Here is a 19,872-nt window from a genome sequence, read left to right as displayed (position 1 = left end):
TGCAGGATGGATATGCTACTTGGTTAGAGCCCTTGAACAGAAACATCACAATTAAGGGAGTGTTCTATTCATGAAAGCTAAGAAAGACGAACAGCAGCACATAACGGCACAGAGCAGTAATCCTGCCGCTCCGGGGCTGCGCAAAACCTTCAAGGCCAGACATTTAACCATGATCGCGCTCGGCGGCTCCATCGGAACCGGGCTGTTCCTGGCCAGCGGCGGCGCTATCGCCTCTTCCGGACCGGGAGGCGCGCTGCTGGCCTATACAGCGGTCGGCATTATGGTGTATTTTCTTATGACCAGCCTTGGAGAGCTGGCAACCTACCTGCCGGACTCCGGCTCCTTCAGCACCTACGGCACGCGGTTTGTCAGCCCTGCCTTCGGCTTCGCCATCGGCTGGAACTTCTGGTACAACTGGGCCGTCACCATCGCTGCCGAACTGTCCGCTGCCACAGTGATTATAAAATACTGGTTCCCGGACAGTCCTTCCGTGCTCTGGAGCCTTCTGTTCCTGCTGCTGATGTTCGGACTGAACTTCCTGTCATCACGCGGTTACGGCGAATCGGAGTACTGGTTTGCAATTATCAAAATTATCACCGTAGTCGTGTTCCTGGCTGTCGGTGTGCTGATGATCTTCGGGATTATGGGCGGCAAAGCGGTAGGCCTCAGCAACTTCCAGCTTGGCGGGAGCTCCTTCCATGGCGGCTTCTTTGCCTTCGTCGGAGTCTTCATGGCTGCCGGTTTCTCATTCCAGGGTACTGAACTCGTCGGGGTTGCAGCAGGGGAGAGCGAAAACCCGCGCCGCAATGTGCCACTGGCCATCCGCCAGGTATTCTGGCGCATCCTGATCTTCTACATTTTCTCCATTCTTGTGATCGGGCTGCTTATCCCTTATACCAATCCGGATCTGCTCCGCGGCGGCATCGATGATATCGGTGTCAGCCCGTTCACCATTGTCTTCAATAAAGCAGGACTTGCGATTGCCGCATCCGTCATGAATGCTGTCATTCTCAGTTCTGTACTGTCAGCCGGAAACTCCGGTATGTACGCTTCCACCCGTGTCCTGTATGCAATGGCCAAGGATGGCATGGCACCGCGTGCGCTCGGCAGACTGAACCGCCGCGGAGTGCCCGTAGGCGCTCTTCTCGTGACTACTGCCGTAGGCATGCTGGCTTTTCTGGCCTCATTCTTTGGTGACGGTGCCGTCTATAATTGGCTGCTTAATGCTTCGGGGATGTGCGGATTCATTAACTGGCTGGGCATTGCGGTGTGTCATTACCGTTTCCGCCGGGCTTTTGTAGCCCAGGGCCATTCGCTGGATGAGCTGCCTTACCGGGCCAGATGGTTCCCCTTTGGGCCGTTGTTCGCACTGGCGCTATGTCTCATTGCCGTATTCGGACAGAACCTTGGTGCTTTCACAGGAGGCACCATCGATTGGTACGGCATCCTCGTCTCCTACGTCAGCCTGCCGCTGTTCCTGCTAATCTGGATCGGTTACCGCTGGTTCCGCCAGAGCCGCATTATCCCGCTGAATCAATGCGATCTGAGCACTCACGCAGATTAACAGGTGAATTTAATAGTCAATAGCAAAACAGGGATGTCCCGCAGCCAAATGGCTCGGTGGCATCCCTGTTTTGCTGAACCGCTGAGGGTTATTTCCAGGTCACATATACCTTCAAATCCCCGGTGTTATCAAACGGAGTAGTGTTATACGATAGGTTCTCCAGGCCTAAGCCGTACAATCCCTGCAGATCGATTTTGAGCAGTCTTTCGGTGCCCCGGTAACGGAACAAAAGGGACTGTTTACCTGACGCCACCGCTTCCTTCACGAGGGTATTCAACTCTGACGCAGAAGTAATCACCTGTCCCTCCTCATACAGACGGTAGTCGAGCTTCTGCTGAAGGTCCTTGTATACAGACACGTTCTGCCCTCCGCGGCTCACCAGCTCGGACAAGGTCTGCGCGTAGCCGACGGATGCTGCCGGATAGGACTTGGTCCAGCTGTGATCATGCCGCATCTGGGCATCAGTCCGCAGATAGTAAAGCGTACTGATACCGCCCTCCGGGCTTGGTGTTGGATCGTCCCAGGTGGTATCCAAGTGGTACCAGCGCCCGTCAAGCTGGACCAGGTTCCAGGCATGCGATTGGGCAGGTCCACCTGCCGGTCTTGCTGTACCTTCAACAATTTTATTAGGGATACCCGCACCCAGAAGCAATTTATAAGTTAGCAGAGAATATCCCTGGCAGACAGCACTACCGGTCTCTAATCCTTCGTAAGCTGTATATTTGCGGTACGTAGCATCATATTGCAGATGCAGCACCACCCAGTCATGAATAACCTTCACCTTCTGGTGATTGTTCATCCCAGGAGTAATAATCTGCTGCAGAATCGTTTTCACCTGCTTGTTCACCAGAGCGGTCTGCTGCAATGTCTCCCGGTACTCCATCTGCACCGTTATGTTGGCTGAGCGGCTGCCCCCCTGGTAAGAAAAAGCGTAGCTGTCAATAATATAGTAGAGGTAAGGGTCACTGCCCATAGCCTGGTCAATGGCCTTTTGCACCAAGGATTTCAAATTGGCGGTCTTTCCTTCATATACGAATGTGATGTTCTCTCTCCGGTTATTCATTGCTGCAGTCAGCTTCTGGGCCATTTCCGTTCCCGATTGAAGCACGGTTTGAGTGCTGGCCGCATAAGCCTGGTCCCAACCCCAGTATAGTGCCGGCGGCAGAGCCGCACATAGAAGCACGCCTCCCAGAATGGTCTTCATCAGCGACAAATGCTTTTTCCCCATAGATCCTGTTCCTCCTGCATGCCCTATAATGGCTCACCCAATAGTATGTACTGTATAGTAGATGCCGAAAATCCAGTCTGCACAACCGTAGCATCCCATATACCTTGCATTTTATTCTTGGAGCAATTCCCATCGTAAAATCTTGCTATATATTCTCTATTATCGGTTCGTCACAGCCGCAGAATAAGGTCCGCAGCTAAACAATGTCCTTAGCGGTTGTAAAACATATAAATCTGAATATGCAAAAAAACTGCTTCCCGGCAGTTCCTCTGCCAGAAAGCAGTATACAATGTCCGCCGCCATATTACCACAGCTTCAGTTCTGCATGAATGCCCTTTTACACGCTTGCAATAATACTGTCTCCAGCCTTCATGTACAGCGGAGTTCCGGGTTCTGCCACCGTGCCGCCCTGTAGCTGAAGCTTCAGCTCACGCGAATAGCTCAACCGGCATAAGCTATCCTGCCCGGCTGTAATCTTGGCAGAGACAAGTACATGGTCCTGCCACTCGATATCCACCACGAAGCCCCCCCGGGCTCTGAGCCCTTCCACCCGGCCGTTGTTCCAATGATCCGGCAGTGCGGGCAGCAGGCTGATTTCACCCAGATGGCTCTGCAGCAGCATTTCCGCAATCCCTGCGGCAGCTCCGAAATTCCCGTCAATCTGAAACGGCGGATGGGCATCGAACAGGTTCGGGTACACGGAACGGGTTAGCAGCGTACGCACAAAACCGTATGCGGCGGCTCCATCCTTAAGCCGGGCGTACAGATTGATCAGCCATGCGCAGCTCCAGCCGGTGTGGCCTCCGCCGGAGGCGATCCGCTTCTCCAGTGACAAGCGGGCAGCTTCCAGCAGATCCGGAGTTTCCTTCTCATTAATCATATTCCCGGGATACAGCCCATACAAATGGGAGACATGACGGTGCCCCGGCTCAGACTCGGTGAAATCCTGGAACCACTCCTGCAAGCGCCCGTCTCTACTGATCTGCAGAGGGAACATGCGGGCAGCCGTCTCTTCCAACTGAAGCCGGAAGTCTTCGTCAACACCGAGAATATTTGCGGCTGTGAGGCAATTTCCGAACAATTCGCGGATAAGGCTCATATCCATAGCCGAACCCATAGAGATACTGCACGGCCGGCCATCTTCCGTTACAAAACGGTTCTCCGGCGAGGTAGAGGGACTCGTAATCAGCATGCCATCCGGCCCTTCCGTCAGCCAGTCCAGACAGAATAACGCCGCCCCTTTCATCAGCGGATATGCCGTCTGTGCAAGGTATTCGCGGTCCGGGTTAAACGCATAATGTTCCCACAGATGGCTGCTGAGCCATACCCCGCCCATTGGCCAGAAGGCCCAGCTGGCATCCCCGCCCGAAGGGGATGAATGACGCCACAGATCCACATTGTGATGGGCAACCCAGCCACGGGCCCCATAATGAATAGCGGCTGTTCTTGACCCGGTGACACTGACCTCACGAATCAAATCGATCAAAGGTTCATGACATTCACTCAGATTGCAGACCTCAGCCAGCCAATAGTTCATTTGTGCATTAATATTGGTGGTATAGTTGCTGTTCCATGGCGGTGTTAGATGAGGATTCCATATTCCTTGTAAATTGGCAGCCTGGGTACCCGGCCGGGAACTGGCCATCAGCAAATAACGGCCATATTGAAATAAAAGAGCCTCCAGTGCCGGATCGGACTGACCTTCCCGGTATGCAGCTAAACGCTGGTCCGTCGGCAGTGCAGCTGCTTCCCAGCCCCCGAGATTGAGGTCCACACGGCGGAAGATGGCCTGGTGGTCATCCACATGACGTTGCCGCAGTTCCTCATGCGGCCTCTGCGCAGCCGCCGATAATCGCTCTGCGCAAATTTCCGCAGGACTTGGAATTGTCGTAGAGATTTCAGCCAGGTCGGTGCGGATATGCGCCGCCTTTTGCTTCAGCTCTTCGTAAGTTGTACCCGCAGCAAGCAGCAGTACTACGCTATCCGCGCCGGAGATTACAATCTTTCCTTCTACTGTCTGCACACTTCCGCCGGTAACCTTCGCCTCCAGCTGCAGTTCGAAGCCAATACCTAGTCCCTCCTCATACTGGACCGGGTACGGATGATCCCCAAAATAATTATCGGCTACATACGTAGGACACTGCCCGCACATCGTCAGCTTTTGCTGTCCGCTGCTTTGTACACTATGTTTCAAGAGGCTATCCAATGAGATGACCAGCTCAAGCTTCCCCTTTATCTCACTTGCCACCCGAACCACGCAGACTCCATCCGGAGCGCTGATAAAAGTCTCACGGGTAAATATACAATCATCCGTTCGATAGGACACGGTGGCAATGCCGCTGTCCAGATCCAGCTCCCGGCGGTACCCCTCAGTATTCTCCACTCCCGGATGCTCCAGATACAGATCGCCCAGCGGTAAATACGGCTGTGTGTTTACACCAAGCATACGCGTGTTAATAAGATCCTCAGCCTCGCCATAGTTGCCTTCTGAGACCAGCCCGCGCACCTTCTTCAAATAACGCTGAGCTTCGTAATTGTTGCTGTCACGGGGAAACCCTGCCCATAATGTATCCTCATTAAGCTGAATGCGCTCCTTGGCTGCTCCGCCGAACACCATAGCTCCCATATACCCGTTGCCGAGCGGCAGCGCTTCTTCCCAGACCGCCGCAGGCTGGTCATATTTCAATATCCAGGTGTGTGCTTTGCTCTCCTCCGCCATTCCCTCTCCTCCTCCAAGTCCCTAACTACAGGCAAAAGGCCCTGACCAAAGTCGGGCCTTTGCTTTACATTAGCAGATAGCAGATAAATGCTTCAATTACTAATTTGTTGATTTACAGATCCTTACCAGTCCACAGGGATACTCTTGCTTTTACGAGATCAGTGTATTCAGCTTCCATCTTTTCAGCACCGGCTTTGTTCAGCTCAGCGATGAATGCATCATATACCTTATCGAAGTCAGCTGGTTTGGACAGGATAGCTTCTGGAATACGTTTACGGATAATATCCTGCGTTTTCTTGAAGGTAACCTGATAATCGCCATCTGTAGGAGTAGGCATGTTGTACAACGCGCCCCATTCCTTAACCGGGAAGTCGGATTCCTTAGGGAACAAGTCCTTCCATGTTGTAGCTTTGTAAGCCTTCAAGGTTTCTTTCTCAGCATCTGAATATGCAGCTACGATTTGTTCAGGGAAGTTAGTAGTGTAGTAGTTGCCTGTGGAATCCTTCACACCGTCACCATAGTGAGCTGTCAAAGCTGTGTACAGGCCAATCCCTGTTTCTTTGGCAAAATTGTTAGCGTCATCTGTTTTCTTCTTTTGGACATCAGCAGGAATTACACGTTTGCCGTCTGCGTTAACCGTATATTGTTTTCCTTCAATCCCCCAGTTCATCAGCACCTGGCCTTCGTCAGAAGCGAGCCAGTCCAGGAACTTAATGGCGCGAACCGGATCTTTACAAGCGGTAGTAATGGCGATTCCAGATGCATCAACACCTGCAGATTGGAAAGAGTGGTCTTTGTACTCATCGGTCAAAGTCACAGGGAAATGAGCATAAGTATACTCGTCTTTACCTGCTGCCTTCAGAGCATTCTCACCGTCTTGGTATTCCCATTCCTGGGAGATCAGACCGAGCACGCGTCCGCTGGCCACTTTAGCTTTATATTGGTCATCTTTTTGTACAAAAGTATCTTTGTCCAGCAGCCCTTCGCTGTACATGTGGTTCAACCAACGGAAATATTCTTTTTCAGCTGGACGTTTGTAGTGAAGTTGTGCTGCATATGTCGTTGGATCTACATAATATTCACCATCATCCGGTGCCCCAGTGGTTAGGAATGCCGGGTTGGTAACCGTGATCATGATTTTCCAGTCATCTGCATTCAGCGTAAGCGGAATGGTTGGCTGACCGTCGGTTTCAGGATGTTTGGCTACATAGTCTTTAAGCACCTTTTCATAATCTTGAACGGTTTTCACTTGAGGATATCCAAGTTCTTTCAGTACACGCTGCTGAATTTCAAAACCGCCTCCGGCGTCAAAGGATTGTTGGTCAACCCCGGCATTTGTAGGAATGGAGTAGATTTTTTGATCGTCTTTGCTGTATTTCAAACGCTTCATATTATCGCCGTAGACCTTTTTCAAGTTAGGCGCATACTTGTCGATCAAATCTGTCATATCGATAACCAGACCTGCATCAACCAGTTTACTTAGATTACCTTTAGCAAAGATCAGATCAGGCACGTCACCGCTGGCTGCCATCAGAGAAATCTTTTGTTCACCGCCGCCGCTGCCTACATCATATTCAGCATTCAGGGTTACACCGGTTTTTTCCGTAATGACTTTACCTACTTCATCCTGCATTTTGTTCCAGTTAGGGCTGGCATCAGCACCAAAGAATGAGAATGTAACGGGGCTGGTATCTGCAGTTGTATTGGCTGCACTATCGGTAGCAGTTGCAGTCGACGCATTATTTCCGGTGTTAGCCGCATTTTTACTGTTGTCAGCGTTGTTGTTTCCGCCACAGCCGGCAATCAGCATGGAACTCATGAGCATGAGCGTGAAAGCAGTCTTGATACTCTTGCTTTTCATTTTTTATCCCCCTTGTAATGTGTGTTTCATCTATGCATATCAGGATAGTCCTGAATATACCATTGATAACGCTTGCAAAACCAATATAAATATAATTCCAATTCTTATTCTTTGAAAAAGATCATTGGGAATGGTTCCTGATCCGTCCATTGTTGAATCAGGAAACACGATCCCATGAATCTGTTCCATGCTTGGCCTAAGCCTTAACTGCACCTAACGTCATACCGCCTACAAAATACTTTTGCAGGAATGGATACACCACAAGAATCGGTACTGTTACTACAATAGTAATAGCCATCTTGATGGATTCAGGCGATATTTGCGCCATCTGCTTCGCCATATCATTAGCATTGACCATGCCGCTGCCCTGGTTGGTTGTTGCCAGCACCTTCATCAGCTCATACTGGAGCGTAGTCAGATGCGGCTTATTACCGTTATACAGATAGGTGGAAAACCACTCATTCCATTGTCCTACAGCCAGGAACAAAGTGATTGTTGCTAGTACGGGCATACAGAGCGGCATGATGATCTTGTAATAAATCACGAAGTCATTGGCGCCGTCCAGCTTCGCCGATTCCTGCAGGGCGAAAGGCAGCCCGTCCATGAAGGAACGGATGACGAACACGTTGAAAGCGGAAACTGCACCCGGCAAAATGTAAATCCAGAACGTTCCAATCAGATTCAAATCTCTCATCAGAATGTACATAGGTACCATACCGCCAGAGAAATACATCGTCATTGCCAGGAAATACGAAACAAATTTCCTTGCTCTGAACTCCGGACGGCTTAGTGTAAAGGCCAGCATCGAAGAGCTTATAAGCCCTAGAATCGTACCGGATACAGTCCGGAGAATTGAGATTTTGAAGCCTTGAATCAGCCCTGTGTAGCTGAAGATCTGTTTATAGTTATCAAGCGTCAGAACCCTCGGCCAAATGTAAATGCCCCCTCGGACGGTGTCTGTAGATTCATTTAAAGAAATCGCGAGCACGTTCAAGAAGGGATACAACGTCACGAGCATTATGATCCCAAGAAAAATGTATAGAAAGATGTCGAACACACGTTCAGACTTTGTCATTTGAAAAGCTTTGCCTGCCACCCTTATCCCCTCCTTACATGATGCTTTCTTTAGTGAATTTCTTCATAACACCGTTGGCTGTAAGCAGTAAGATTACACTGACTACCGAGGTGAACATGCTAATGGCTGTACCATAGGAGAACCGCCCGATCTGAATCCCGTACTTAAGCGCATAGATATCCAACACTTCGGAATAATCCGTAACGAGATTGTTGCTGAGCTGGAACTGCTTTTCGAAGCCAATACCGATCAGATGTCCAATGGACATAATCAGCAATACCGTAATAGTGGTACGAATACCCGGCAAAGTAATATTGAACATTTGCTTGATTCTTCCGGCACCGTCTACTTTTGCAGCTTCATAGAGTTCTTTATCGATCCCTGTAATCGCTGCCAAATAGATAATCGCATTCCAGCCCGTTTCTTTCCACAGATCCGCTGCCGTTACAACACCCCAGAACATCTTAGCCTTCGCCATGAACTGAATCGGCTCGTCTATGATATGAAGATGTGTCAACAGATCGTTGACAATCCCTCCGTCGATCGCGAGTGTCTTATAGACAATCCCGCCAACAACAACCCAGGATACAAAGTGAGGCAGGTAGGATATGGTCTGAACCGTTCTCTTGAAAACACTCCCCCGCAGCTCGTTAAGCATTACCGCAAAAATTATCGGAACAACGAATCCGAATACGAGTCCAAGTCCACTCATGGCCAGGGTATTTCTCAGAACAAGATAGAAACGTTCATCATGGAAAAGCTCCTTAAAATTCTTAAGCCCTACCCATTTCTGATCTCTAAACGACTTGATCGGTTTATAATTCTGAAATGCCATCAACCATCCCCATAAGGGCACGTAACTGAAAACAAATACCCAGATCACGAACGGTAGAGACATCAGATACAAGTACTTTTGCTGCAGTACGCTTTTCCAAAATCCACTATTCCGTTTCGTAGGTGGGACAGGGGTTACGCTTTCATTAACTGTAACACCATTCTCCGTGAGCGCTTTCACGTTCAATATTCCCCCTTCGTTTTGTATACACATATCATAACGTACACCACTAGGGGAGAATACCCGACAGATTTTACGTAAAACCAGTGCTAATTAGACATTCAGTGAAAGCGCTACCCTTGAGACCTCACAATCGGGGAATTGAGAAGGAAATTTCTGTCCCTATCCCCTTTTTACTGGATATATTGAGCCCGTGTGATTCCCCATAATACATTACCAGTCGCTGATGAACGTTGCGCAGCCCGATGCGGCTCTGAGGCTCCTCCTCTGCCTGGGAGATGACAGAGATAATCTCGATAAGCCGCTCCTCTGACATACCGATTCCATCGTCGGTAACGCATACCTTAACTTCATCCTCATGGAGTGTTATGCTGACATGGACATGCACCGTGCCCGCTTTGTTCTCCAGCCCATGGACCACCGAATTCTCAACCATGGGTTGAATGATCAGGGGCGGAATCAGGATATCTGCGGCTTTGGTATCGAACTCTATTTCATATTCCAGCCGCTCTTCGTAGCGGAACTTTTGAATCTCCAGGTACGAACGCATCATTTCCACTTCTTCTTTGATCGGTGCCCGGTCCCGGCCCACTTCCAGGTTTTTACGCATAAGCTTGCCCAGCAGCCGTACAATGTTGGCGATCTCCTTCTCCCCCTTAAGGTGGGCATTCATACGGATCGATTCCAGCGCATTGAACAGAAAATGCGGATGAATCTGACTCGCCATCATTTTCAGCTTGATCTCTCTCTGGGCGATCTCCAGCTTGTTGTTTTTCTCATTGCTCTCCACGACTTGTGACAGCAGACGGTTAATACTGGCTACCATATAATTGAACTGGCGCGAGAGTTGGCCGATTTCATCGGTCCCGTCCATTTGCGAGACTACGTTCAGATTGCCGAGGGCGACTTGATTCAATTGACGGCTCAGCCGCAGCAGACGATTGGTCATCAGAAAAGAAATAACATACACCAGCACCAGTGCAATCAGCAGGACACCGCCAATGATCAGCAGCCCCAGAAGACTTACCTTGTTCGCAGAGCTCAGTATACTCTTGGTTTCAAAGACAGAGATTACTTTCAGCCGGCTTACACTAAGCTGCGGCCGGATCTCATCTACGATGACATAAGAATCCTTGCCCTTGACTGTTGTCCGGATGACATTTTTGTCCGTTTTCTGCAGATCCATCCCGATATCAAACGCGGCGAGCGTGCTGCCCACCAGATGCGGATTCTTGGCGGCCACAATATATCCCTGCTCATCTGTAATAATCGTCTCAAACGGCTCCTGGTAGAGCATCTGGTTCAGTTCATCCTGTACCACCTGCACCATCAATATTCCCGTTTTCTGATATTCGGGGTAAAAAACCTGCCGGACCAGACTAAGCTTGTTGATCGTTCCTTTAGTACTGTTGATATAGGCCTCTTTGTCCGGGATATACATCCAGTTGAGACCCGGGCCCTTCATGGCACTTTTATACCAGTTCTTCGATTTGATCTCTGGAGTCAGCGGAGCGATAGACATGTTATCTACAAGCGTAGGGTTATCTATAAAAAAGCGGATGTTGGAAATCTCCCTGTACTGCAGAATATAATCCTGGAAATCCGTATAATTCAGATAGGCCTTCGTCAGCTCCAATATGCCGGGGTATTTTGTATTGACAAGCTTTTCAAGATTACTGTCAAAATAAAGCAGATTGGAAATGTCCGTCGGCACCCGCAGTTTGGTTACCATTTGACTCTTGATCTTCTCCACATTATTCGTTGCCTGTTCAATGGCTCTGTCCAAGGCCGCACTACGGAAATAGCTGGTCAGTATAATCCCGACGATTAACACGGGTATCATCACCACAATAATGTAGAAAAAAATCAGCTTGTACTTCAGCTTTAAATTATTGATCATTCGCACCAGCCCTTTAATGCCAATCCCTCCTCCCAATGTTTCCGCCCAAACCATGAGAAACAGGCTGCTCCCCGCATCTGCTGCAGCGTGGGAACAGCCTGTACCTCTTAACGACTATTATACAGATATATATTCATTTCAGCAGATCCATTTATTGTTCCTTACGGAAAGCGGTTGGGGACACACCGACATATTTGCGGAATTTGGCATTAAAATAATCGGAATTCATATATCCAACTCTTTCAGCAACCTCGTATACTTTCATTCCCTGATTCAAAAATTGCTTGGCCTTCTCGATTCTGACTTTGTCCAAATAAGTATTAAAGTGCTCGCCCACCTGATTTTTGAACATTTTACCTAAATATGCGCTGTTGTAATTGAAGACTTCGGCAAGCGATCCCAGCTTCAGGTTCTCATTATAGCGGCGTTGAATCAGATCGGTAATCCGTTTGATCTCGTCGCCGCGGCCGCCGCTGTTCATCTGCCTGGAGATTTGCTCCATATAATCTGCGACCTGCTTCTCTACGTCAATCAGATAATCGCTGCCGTATACCTCGCCTATAGGAGAAGGATGACTAAGAATGAAGCTGCGGAAATCGGGGTTAGCCGCTTCCAGACGGGCGATAGTACTGCTTACAATTCGCATCAGATTTTCCTTAATATAGGTTTCATCACGCTTTGCTGCAACCAGTTTACGGACAATTTGCCCCACCAGCATGGGAATGGCCTCATTGCTTCCGGTCTCTATGGCCAGCAGCAGTTGTACCTCTACATCCCGTTCGGGGTCCGGCTCCTCCTCCGGTTCCGGCTCAGGTTCCGCCCAATCATCGGTTGTTCCACTCAGAATAATACCCTTCCGGCCAAAAAAAGCCTCTTCCAGCAGCCCGGCGGCCGCTGTAAAAGACCGTGATGCCTCCTCGGGTCCGGCTGCGCTCCCCCCTGCAGCCGCGCAAAATTCGAGCCCATACCCGGTAATGACTGCATTCAGCTTCCGCCACAAGGCGGCACGGCCAGCATCATCCTGGAGCGGTTCCTTCAGAAGGATGCCTAAATAAGGCGGCAAAGTGAATATTAATCCCGTATCCGGCTGCCACTGCTGCTCAAGCTCGCTTCTCACCTGCTCTTCACGGATATCTCCGCCCTTATGCAGTCCCTTGAATTCCAGGAGCACGACCTCGCAGCTATGCCCTTCCAGACCAAGCTCCACAGCAGCTTCAGCCCTGGGGGCATCTTCCTCCTGCGGCTGCAGCAAATGACGCAGCAAAGTATCCTCATTGCGCACAGTTTCATTGTTCTGCCATTCGCTGGCACGTTCCTCCCGGGATATGGTGTCCCGCAACTCCTGCAAATAGGAGATCAATTCCTCTTCATCCACCGGTTTCAGCAAATACCCGTCAATATGATAGGAAATGGCCCGTTTGGCATATTCGAAGTCCGCATAACCGCTGAGGATCAGCACATGACAGTTAGCGTTTTCTTTACGCAGTTCGCCAACCAGCTCCAGACCATCCATGCCCGGCATACGGATATCAGCAATCATCAGCATGGGTGCAAGTGTCCGGAATTTATCAAGTGCTTCCAGCCCACTCGCGGCTGTCCCGACTACAGTATAGCCATACTCCTCCCATGGAATCAGTGTACGCATCCCTTCCCTCAGTTTGGGCTCGTCATCTACAATCAGCACTTTTATCATCTGCGGTCAACCCCTAAGGCAGAATCCCGGAAGGCCCTTACGGACCCTCCGGCAATTCCAAGATATAGGCCCGAGCTTGCCCAGGCTCTGACTATTTACGGTATTGTGCCAGTTTATCATTTAGTGAACGTGTCTGCCCATAAACTTCCTGATACAGCCCAAACAATCCATCATAGGTTGCGGCTTGCTGAGCATTCGGTTTGTACACTTCTGCAGGACGGATGAAGGCTTCTGCGCATTCACCGAGAGATTCGAACCAGCCGGCACCGTAAGCTGCCAGCATAGCCGCACCCATAGCCGGTCCCTGCTCGCTCTCCAGCTTGATGATCGAAGCATTAAAAATATCCGCCTGCATCTGCAGCCAGGCTTCATTCTTGGCACCTCCGCCAATCGCTACAACCTCAGTAATTTCCTTGCCGGAGTCACGCACGATATCAATAGATTCCCGCAGCGAGAACGTAATTCCCTCCAGTACCGAACGGGTGAAATGAGCCAAAGTATGCCCGGAATCCATGCCGATAAAGCTGCCGCGGATATTAGGATCCGGATGCGGAGTGCGCTCACCGACAATGTATGGTGTGAACAGAAGGCCACCGCTGCCGGCTGGGATGGAATCGACTCCTTGAAGCAGTTCATCAAAGCTTTTGTCCCCTGCAAAGGTTTCTTTGAACCAGGTGAGACTATAACCAGCAGCCAGTGTAACCCCCATGATGTAGTAGGCATCCTTCTCCCCATGGTTGAAGAAATGGACCTTGCCTTCCAGGTTCAGGTCTTTATTGCTCTCATAGGACAGGATCACACCGGAGGTCCCGATGCTGCACATGGTCCGGCCTTCACCAAGAATGCCGGCACCGAGTGCACCACATGCGTTGTCTGCGCCACCAGCGAATACTTTGGTGGACGGGAGCAGGCCGGATGCTTCAGCAATTTCCGGAAGCAGCGTGCCAGTCAGGTCGAATGATTCCACAAGCTTTGGACAAAGGGACACCGGCAGGCCGAAGGCCTCAGCGATTTCCGCACTCCATGTTTTGGAGGCCACATCCAGCAGCAGCGTGCCTGCGGCATCGGAATAATCCATGGCGTAATCACCTGTCAGCCGGTAACGAACATAATCCTTCGGCAGAAGGAATAGCTCAGCCTGTGCCAGCACCTCCGGCTCGTTCTCCTGCACCCACAGAATCTTAGGCAGAGTGAAGCCTTCCAGAGCTCGGTTTCTGGCAATTTCGATCAGCTTGGCGCCGAGCGTCTTCTCGATCTTCCGGCATTGCGCCGTAGTCCGGGTGTCGTTCCAGAGAATCGCCGGACGCAGCACCTTGCCTTCACGATCCACCAGCACCAGTCCGTGCATCTGGCCGGAGAAACTGATGCCGTCCACTTGCGACGGGTCCACTCCGGATACTTCAATCAGACGGTGTAAGCTGACCAGCGTCCCCTGTACCCAATCCTCAGGATTCTGCTCACTCCAGTTCGGCTGGGGACGGCTCAAGGGATAGGATTCGGAGTGCTCAAAAGCCACCTTTCCCTGCGGGTCTACCAATACAGTTTTTACAGCACTGGTTCCAAGATCGACACCGATTACATATTTCATCGTTATCCTCCTCAAAATTGCTTGTCTATTCAATAGAAAAGGGGCTGCCGAAGAATGCTCTCTTCAGCAACCCCCGTTGCGTTAGTGATCTGCCCAATCTACGGACAGCACCGGTAATCCGGTGTAGTCTTACTCAGCTGTCAGGATGTACTGGTTCAATGTAGCTCTGAGCAGCTCTTGACGTCCGGACTGGTTCGGACGCGGAGTTTCATTGTTCAATGCATAATCAGCCAGCGAAGCCAAGGTTGCTTTGCCGGATACGATGTCAGCGCCTACGCCTTCAGTGAAGCTGCTGTAACGTTTAGCGATGAAGTCGTCGAATACGCGGTCTTCAATCAGCTTAGCGGCAACTTTCAGACCCTTAGCATAGATATCCATACCGGAGATGTGTGCCAGGAACAGGTCCTCAGGTTCGAAGGAAGGACGGCGTACTTTGGAGTCAAAGTTAATACCGCCTTTGCCCAGTCCATCATTCTTCAGTACTTCATACAGGGTCAGGGTTGCATCGTAGATGCTTGCAGGGAATTCATCTGTATCCCAGCCGAGCAATGGATCGCCCTGGTTCGCATCCAGCGATCCCAGCATGCCGTTGATGCGGGCTACACGCAGCTCATGCTCGAAAGTATGGCCGGCAAGTGTCGCATGGTTAGCTTCAAGATTCAGCTTGAAGTGTTTATCAAGGTTGTACTTCTGCAGGAACGCGATCGTTGTTGCTGCGTCGAAGTCATATTGATGTTTGGTAGGCTCTTTCGGTTTAGGCTCGATCAGGAACTGGCCGTCGAAGCCGATTTCCTTAGCGTAGTCTACAGCCATGCTGAACAGGCGGGCAATGTTGTCCTGCTCAAGGCCCATATCTGTATTCAGCAGAGTTTCGTAGCCTTCACGGCCGCCCCAGAATACATAGTTGTCAGCGCCCAGACGTTTACCAACTTCCAGACCTTTCTTAACTTGTGCAGCTGCGTGTGCATACACATCAGCGTTGCAGGTGGAGCCTGCACCATGCATATAGCGCGGGTTGGTGAACATGTTGGCAGTGTTCCACAGCAATTTTTTGCCGGATGCCTTCATGCCTTGTTCAAGGATGTCTACGATGGTATCGATGTTGCTGTAGAACTCGCGCAAAGACGCGCCTTCAGGAGCGATATCCACGTCATGGAAGCAGTAGTAATGCAGGTCCATTTTTTCCATGAACTCAAATGCTGCTTCTGCACGGGCTTTTGCCTTGTCAATCGTGTTCAGCTTATCCCAAGCGCGGACTGCAGTTTCAGCGCCGAACGGATCGGCGCCGCCAGCTGTTAGTGTATGCCAATAAGCCATTGCAAACTTCAGGTGCTCTTCCATGGTTTTGCCGGCTACGATTTCTTTCGGGTTGTAGAATTTGAATGCATAAGGGTTGGTGGAACGGCTTCCCTCGTAAGAGATCTTGCTCACTGATTCAAAATAAGCCATTTGTGTAATCCTCCTCGATATTTTGCTTCGCCCGCAAGCGTTTACAGCAACATCTTAACACATCTTTTTGACTTTGTATATTGGTTAAACAAAGTTTTTTTGTAACTTATAATTTCTCGAATTGGAGCGCCCCGCAGCCCCTGCGGACAATCCTCTCTCTTATTCTTCACTAACATAAAGTACCCCCCGGCCCCTGTGCCTATGCGTCTATTCCATTAGGCCCGCAGTCCGGCAAGCTCTAGATTGCTGCTCCCGCTTTCTCCTTGTTCAGCATGGTTGCAAGAACTCCTGAAGCCAATTCATATCCAGCGCCACTGTTGCATTTTAGCGCGCATCGCACTAGACTAAGTGGCATACTCTTATGAGAACGTTGCCAAGAAGGAAGTGTAGTTAGTGAAGGTTACGGGTGATCAGGCGCTGGTCAAAAAAATCAATAAATCGATTATTTTACATACGATTCGGATGCAGTCTCCGGTATCGCGGGCCCGGGTATCCGAAATAACCGGACTGAATAAAGCCACCGTATCCAATCTCGTGGCCGAGCTCTGTGGGCATGAACTGGTCACCGAGGCCGGGCCGGGTGAATCAAGCGGCGGCCGTAAACCGCTGATGCTGCATTTCAACAGCAAGGCTGGCAGTGTAATCGGCATCGAACTGCAGGTGAAGCAGTTGAAGGCGGTCTTATGCGATTTGGACGGGAGCATTCTTCACGAATTGGACCGCCAGCTGGAAGTCCATAACCTGCCTTATGTATTGGACAAAATGAAGAGCATGATCTCGGAGCTGATTGCAGCAGCCCCTTCCTCGCCATACGGCATAGTGGGGATTGGGGTAGGGGTGCCAGGGATGGTGGATGAGCATGGTGTGGTGCTGTTTGCACCCAATCTGGGCTGGGAAATGGTAGATCTGCGGGGCATTCTCGAGCAGTCTTTCGAAGTCCCGGTGACGATCGACAACGAGGCGAATGCAGGCGCCCAAGGGGAGCTGAACTTCGGAGCGGCGCGTGATGTGCGCCATCTGCTCTATATCAGTGCAGGCTCGGGGATTGGTTCTGGAATTATTATCGGCGGAGAGCTGTACAAGGGTGCACGCGGATATGCCGGTGAGACCGGCCATATGACCATAGAGGCGGAAGGCAAACCCTGCAGCTGCGGCAGCCGTGGCTGCTGGGAACTATACGCTTCAGAGAAAACTTACGACAATCCCGGGCTGGCGCTGCCTGCCCGCAGTACATCCGAGCTGGTCCGGCATGCACTGGAGGGGCAGGAAGACACATTGCGCCATTTCAATACCATCGGCGAATATCTCGGGATCGGTGTTACCAATCTTATCAACAGCTTTAACCCCGAGCTGATCGTGATTGGCGGGGCTCTATCTGAAGCCGAGCCTTGGCTGGGCGAGCCGCTGCGCAGAGTGGTTGCCGAGCGGACCCTGCCGTATCATAAGCAGCAGCTCGAAATCATCTTTTCACGGCTGGGGAGCCGCGGGACCATGGTCGGAGCGGGTTTTTCAGCAGTGATGCATTTCCTTGGGAACATCCGGGTGACGCTCTAGGCAAAATTGACGTAAAATTGCCGCAATTATAGGGGCAGCAGTACAGAAAAAGGAAGATCAATCCTTTATAATAGGGGATAAAAGTGTGACAAATGTCACTACAATCTTTTTTCTGAATGGAGAGAGAGTCCATGACTTATGTTGATACGTCTGATATTTCGGCGCAGATGTTCATCACTGTGCTGCTGCTGCTGCTCATCATCGCTCCACTCATTAGCCTCGGCGTTCTTCGCCTGTTCCAGTCGAAAAAAAAATCAGGATTGCTGCTTATTACCTGCGGAATTGCTGTCTATGCCCTGTTTCAAATCATTATGTATATTTACAGCTAAACCGCTCCACCCCCGGGTACTTTTCGCCCAAACTGCTAATCTTAAATCCGCAATGGCTATAAAAACCCACAGCTTCCCGGTCCGTCTCAGCCTGAAGCGTTTCGATGCCGCCGCATTTCCGGAGTTCTCCGATCATTGCAGCACCAATTCCACGGCCCCGCCAGCGGGTCTGAACGGCGATATGCAGGATTTCCGCTTCCGTTCCCGGACCTCGCCGGATGCCGATCAATCCCGCCAGTTCACCATCTATGAAGGTGCCCTGCAGTTCCCGTGAATCTTCAGCAAGATAGCGGTCCACTTCCTCCCGTACACGCTCCTCGTCCGCCATCATGCACTCTGCAAGCAGCCGTTCAACAGCATTCCTATCCCAATAATTTTCCAAACTGATCAACATTCCTCATCGCCTCCTTATCCTAATATGTATACAAAAAGCCGCCTCCAGCGCGGAAGCGGCCCTTGTTTCCTCAAGCAGAGGAGTACCTGGTCTGACGATTATACAGTAGCCAACGCCTTGTCGAATTGGGTTTTATTCATGCCAACGATTTTGAAATCGCCGATGACGGTTACAGGTACAGCCCGCATCCCCATATCCCACACCTGCTGGGCAAAATCATCATTTTGTTCAATGTTGCGCTCCTCGTAGGAGACGCCCTTCTCACTCAGGAAGCTTTTGACCTGACGGCAATGGGGACAGTTGGTCGAGGTGTATACAATTACGTTTTCCATGTTCTAATCTCCTCCTAAAAGCTTTATCGACTTACACTAAAACACCAGCTTACTATATTATAGCACCGTGGTGCCTGCAATACCAAGGGCATATTACAAAATAACTGCACTGTGCTCCAGGCTCTCAATGTACTTCTCAGCATCCATAGCTGCCATACATCCGCTGCCCGCTGCGGTAATCGCTTGTTTGTAACGGGTATCCTGTACATCTCCGCAAGCGAAGACGCCGGGAATATTAGCTTCGGAAGTGCCTGGATTCGTGACGATATAGCCGTTCGCATCCGTCGTAATCTGTCCGCCAAGGAATGCCGTATTCGGATGATGCCCAATAGCGACAAACACACCGCTGGCCTCAATGAACTCTTCTTCCCCGGTTTCATTGTTAAGCACCTTAATTCCGTTCACACCTCTGTCGCCGGCAGTTACTTCCAGCGGAGTGCGGTTCAGGCCCCAGGCAACCTTTTCATTGTCACGGACCCGGTCCTGCATGATTTTGGAGGCACGCAGTTCTTCACGACGGTGCACAAGGGTTACTTTGGAAGCAAAACGGGTCAGGAAACCCGCCTCTTCAAGAGCTGAGTCGCCGCCGCCGACCACCACGATCTCTTTACCCCGGAAGAAAAATCCGTCGCAGGTCGCACAAGTGCTGACACCGCGTCCGATATTGTCCTGTTCACCCGGGATGCCCAGGTATTTAGCTGTTGCTCCTGTCGAGAGAATCAGAGTATCCGTAGTCAGTGCGCCCATCCCTTCAACATTCAGCTTAAAAGGGCGTTCCCCAAGCTCTACACTGTTCACCCAGCCTGTAACAAACTTGGCACCAAAGCGTTCAGCCTGCTTACGCATATTATCCATGAGCTCCGGACCCATGATGCCATCGGGAAATCCCGGAAAATTCTCCACTTCCGTGGTGGTGGTAAGCTGTCCGCCCGGCTGAGGCCCTTCAATAACCAATGGATTCAGATTGGCACGGGCCAGGTAGATGGCCGCAGTCAATCCGGCAGGGCCGGTTCCGATAATAATTGATTTATACATGACTATATCCTCCTTGAGATGGACGGCTAAGGCACCGCTCTATATTTCCTTAATTAAAATTATTATAATGTAGTACTAATTATGCTCATCTCAAGGGAATCTGTCAATATGCCAGACACGATGTAATCGCTCTATT

General features: G+C 50.5%; 15 protein-coding genes. 3 read left to right on the top strand and 12 right to left on the bottom strand.

Annotated elements, in window-relative coordinates; genetic code table 11:
- Window positions 1-70 precede the first annotated feature (70 nt).
- Complete coding sequence (locus A3842_RS28315) at window positions 71-1,564, top strand: amino acid permease (RefSeq protein WP_074103520.1); 1,494 nt, start codon at window positions 71-73, stop codon at window positions 1,562-1,564.
- Window positions 1,565-1,652: 88 nt separating this feature from the next.
- Here A3842_RS28315 and A3842_RS28310 read toward each other — a convergent pair whose 3' ends face one another.
- From A3842_RS28310 to xylA, 9 genes are all read right to left on the bottom strand, one after another.
- Window positions 1,653-2,792: a transglutaminase domain-containing protein gene (locus A3842_RS28310; protein WP_074103519.1), complete on the bottom strand. Its 1,140-nt coding sequence runs from the start codon at window positions 2,790-2,792 to the stop codon at window positions 1,653-1,655.
- Window positions 2,793-3,129: 337 nt separating this feature from the next.
- Entirely contained in the window at window positions 3,130-5,511 is a 2,382-nt protein-coding gene (locus tag A3842_RS28305; protein ID WP_074103518.1) for a glycoside hydrolase family 95 protein, read from the bottom strand.
- Window positions 5,512-5,623: 112 nt separating this feature from the next.
- Complete coding sequence (locus A3842_RS28300) at window positions 5,624-7,372, bottom strand: ABC transporter substrate-binding protein (RefSeq protein ID WP_074084999.1); 1,749 nt, start codon at window positions 7,370-7,372, stop codon at window positions 5,624-5,626.
- A gap of 196 nt (window positions 7,373-7,568) precedes the next feature.
- Window positions 7,569-8,468: a carbohydrate ABC transporter permease gene (locus A3842_RS28295; protein ID WP_178382428.1), complete on the bottom strand. Its 900-nt coding sequence runs from the start codon at window positions 8,466-8,468 to the stop codon at window positions 7,569-7,571.
- A gap of 13 nt (window positions 8,469-8,481) precedes the next feature.
- On the bottom strand, window positions 8,482-9,462 hold the full coding sequence (locus A3842_RS28290; protein WP_074085000.1) for an ABC transporter permease: 981 nt from the start codon (window positions 9,460-9,462) through the stop codon (window positions 8,482-8,484).
- Window positions 9,463-9,589: 127 nt separating this feature from the next.
- The gene (locus tag A3842_RS28285) at window positions 9,590-11,416 is read right to left on the bottom strand and encodes a sensor histidine kinase (RefSeq protein ID WP_074103517.1); all 1,827 of its coding nucleotides are present in this window, start codon (window positions 11,414-11,416) and stop codon (window positions 9,590-9,592) included.
- A 97-nt stretch (window positions 11,417-11,513) separates the two neighbouring features.
- Window positions 11,514-13,055 (bottom strand): response regulator transcription factor, encoded by a 1,542-nt coding sequence (locus tag A3842_RS28280; RefSeq protein ID WP_074103516.1) that lies wholly within the window; start codon window positions 13,053-13,055, stop codon window positions 11,514-11,516.
- A 91-nt stretch (window positions 13,056-13,146) separates the two neighbouring features.
- Window positions 13,147-14,643, bottom strand: coding sequence for a xylulokinase (xylB, locus tag A3842_RS28275; RefSeq protein WP_074103515.1), 1,497 nt, complete (start codon window positions 14,641-14,643; stop codon window positions 13,147-13,149).
- A gap of 129 nt (window positions 14,644-14,772) precedes the next feature.
- Window positions 14,773-16,092, bottom strand: coding sequence for a xylose isomerase (gene xylA / locus A3842_RS28270; RefSeq protein WP_074103514.1), 1,320 nt, complete (start codon window positions 16,090-16,092; stop codon window positions 14,773-14,775).
- Between the two features lie 393 nt (window positions 16,093-16,485).
- Here xylA and A3842_RS28265 point away from each other — a divergent pair, with 393 nt between their 5' ends.
- Window positions 16,486-17,646 (top strand): ROK family transcriptional regulator, encoded by a 1,161-nt coding sequence (locus tag A3842_RS28265; protein ID WP_074103513.1) that lies wholly within the window; start codon window positions 16,486-16,488, stop codon window positions 17,644-17,646.
- A 131-nt stretch (window positions 17,647-17,777) separates the two neighbouring features.
- On the top strand, window positions 17,778-17,975 hold the full coding sequence (locus tag A3842_RS28260; RefSeq protein ID WP_074085005.1) for a hypothetical protein: 198 nt from the start codon (window positions 17,778-17,780) through the stop codon (window positions 17,973-17,975).
- On the opposite strand, the gene A3842_RS28255 is transcribed toward A3842_RS28260, so the two are convergent.
- From A3842_RS28255 to trxB, 3 genes are all read right to left on the bottom strand, one after another.
- The gene (locus A3842_RS28255) at window positions 17,956-18,369 is read right to left on the bottom strand and encodes a GNAT family N-acetyltransferase (RefSeq protein ID WP_074085006.1); all 414 of its coding nucleotides are present in this window, start codon (window positions 18,367-18,369) and stop codon (window positions 17,956-17,958) included. The two genes, A3842_RS28260 and A3842_RS28255, sit on opposite strands and share 20 nt — an antisense overlap.
- Window positions 18,370-18,467: 98 nt before the next feature.
- Complete coding sequence (locus A3842_RS28250) at window positions 18,468-18,701, bottom strand: glutaredoxin family protein (RefSeq protein WP_074085007.1); 234 nt, start codon at window positions 18,699-18,701, stop codon at window positions 18,468-18,470.
- 93 nt (window positions 18,702-18,794) lie between these two features.
- The gene (gene trxB / locus A3842_RS28245) at window positions 18,795-19,736 is read right to left on the bottom strand and encodes a thioredoxin-disulfide reductase (RefSeq protein ID WP_074103512.1); all 942 of its coding nucleotides are present in this window, start codon (window positions 19,734-19,736) and stop codon (window positions 18,795-18,797) included.
- Between the last annotated feature and the right edge of the window lie 136 nt (window positions 19,737-19,872).

It is taken from the genome of Paenibacillus sp. P3E (assembly GCF_001909045.1).
GTDB classification, from domain to species: Bacteria; Bacillota; Bacilli; order Paenibacillales; family Paenibacillaceae; genus Paenibacillus_AQ; species Paenibacillus_AQ helianthi.
The sequence above is the reverse complement of the archived record's forward strand: the minus strand, read 5'-3'. Positions and strand labels throughout refer to the sequence as shown.

What these genes read in the sequence shown, in the direction of transcription:
- A3842_RS28315 (WP_074103520.1), top strand. Translation starts at nt 71, where the DNA reads ATGAAAGCTAAGAAAGACGAACAGCAGCACATAACGGCACAGAGCAGT.
- A3842_RS28310 (WP_074103519.1), bottom strand. Translation starts at nt 2,792, where the DNA reads ATGGGGAAAAAGCATTTGTCGCTGATGAAGACCATTCTGGGAGGCGTG.
- A3842_RS28305 (WP_074103518.1), bottom strand. Translation starts at nt 5,511, where the DNA reads ATGGCGGAGGAGAGCAAAGCACACACCTGGATATTGAAATATGACCAG.
- A3842_RS28300 (WP_074084999.1), bottom strand. Translation starts at nt 7,372, where the DNA reads ATGAAAAGCAAGAGTATCAAGACTGCTTTCACGCTCATGCTCATGAGT.
- A3842_RS28285 (WP_074103517.1), bottom strand. Translation starts at nt 11,416, where the DNA reads ATGGTTTGGGCGGAAACATTGGGAGGAGGGATTGGCATTAAAGGGCTG.
- A3842_RS28280 (WP_074103516.1), bottom strand. Translation starts at nt 13,055, where the DNA reads ATGATAAAAGTGCTGATTGTAGATGACGAGCCCAAACTGAGGGAAGGG.
- xylB (WP_074103515.1), bottom strand. Translation starts at nt 14,643, where the DNA reads ATGAAATATGTAATCGGTGTCGATCTTGGAACCAGTGCTGTAAAAACT.
- xylA (WP_074103514.1), bottom strand. Translation starts at nt 16,092, where the DNA reads ATGGCTTATTTTGAATCAGTGAGCAAGATCTCTTACGAGGGAAGCCGT.
- A3842_RS28260 (WP_074085005.1), top strand. Translation starts at nt 17,778, where the DNA reads ATGACTTATGTTGATACGTCTGATATTTCGGCGCAGATGTTCATCACT.
- A3842_RS28255 (WP_074085006.1), bottom strand. Translation starts at nt 18,369, where the DNA reads ATGTTGATCAGTTTGGAAAATTATTGGGATAGGAATGCTGTTGAACGG.
- A3842_RS28250 (WP_074085007.1), bottom strand. Translation starts at nt 18,701, where the DNA reads ATGGAAAACGTAATTGTATACACCTCGACCAACTGTCCCCATTGCCGT.
- trxB (WP_074103512.1), bottom strand. Translation starts at nt 19,736, where the DNA reads ATGTATAAATCAATTATTATCGGAACCGGCCCTGCCGGATTGACTGCG.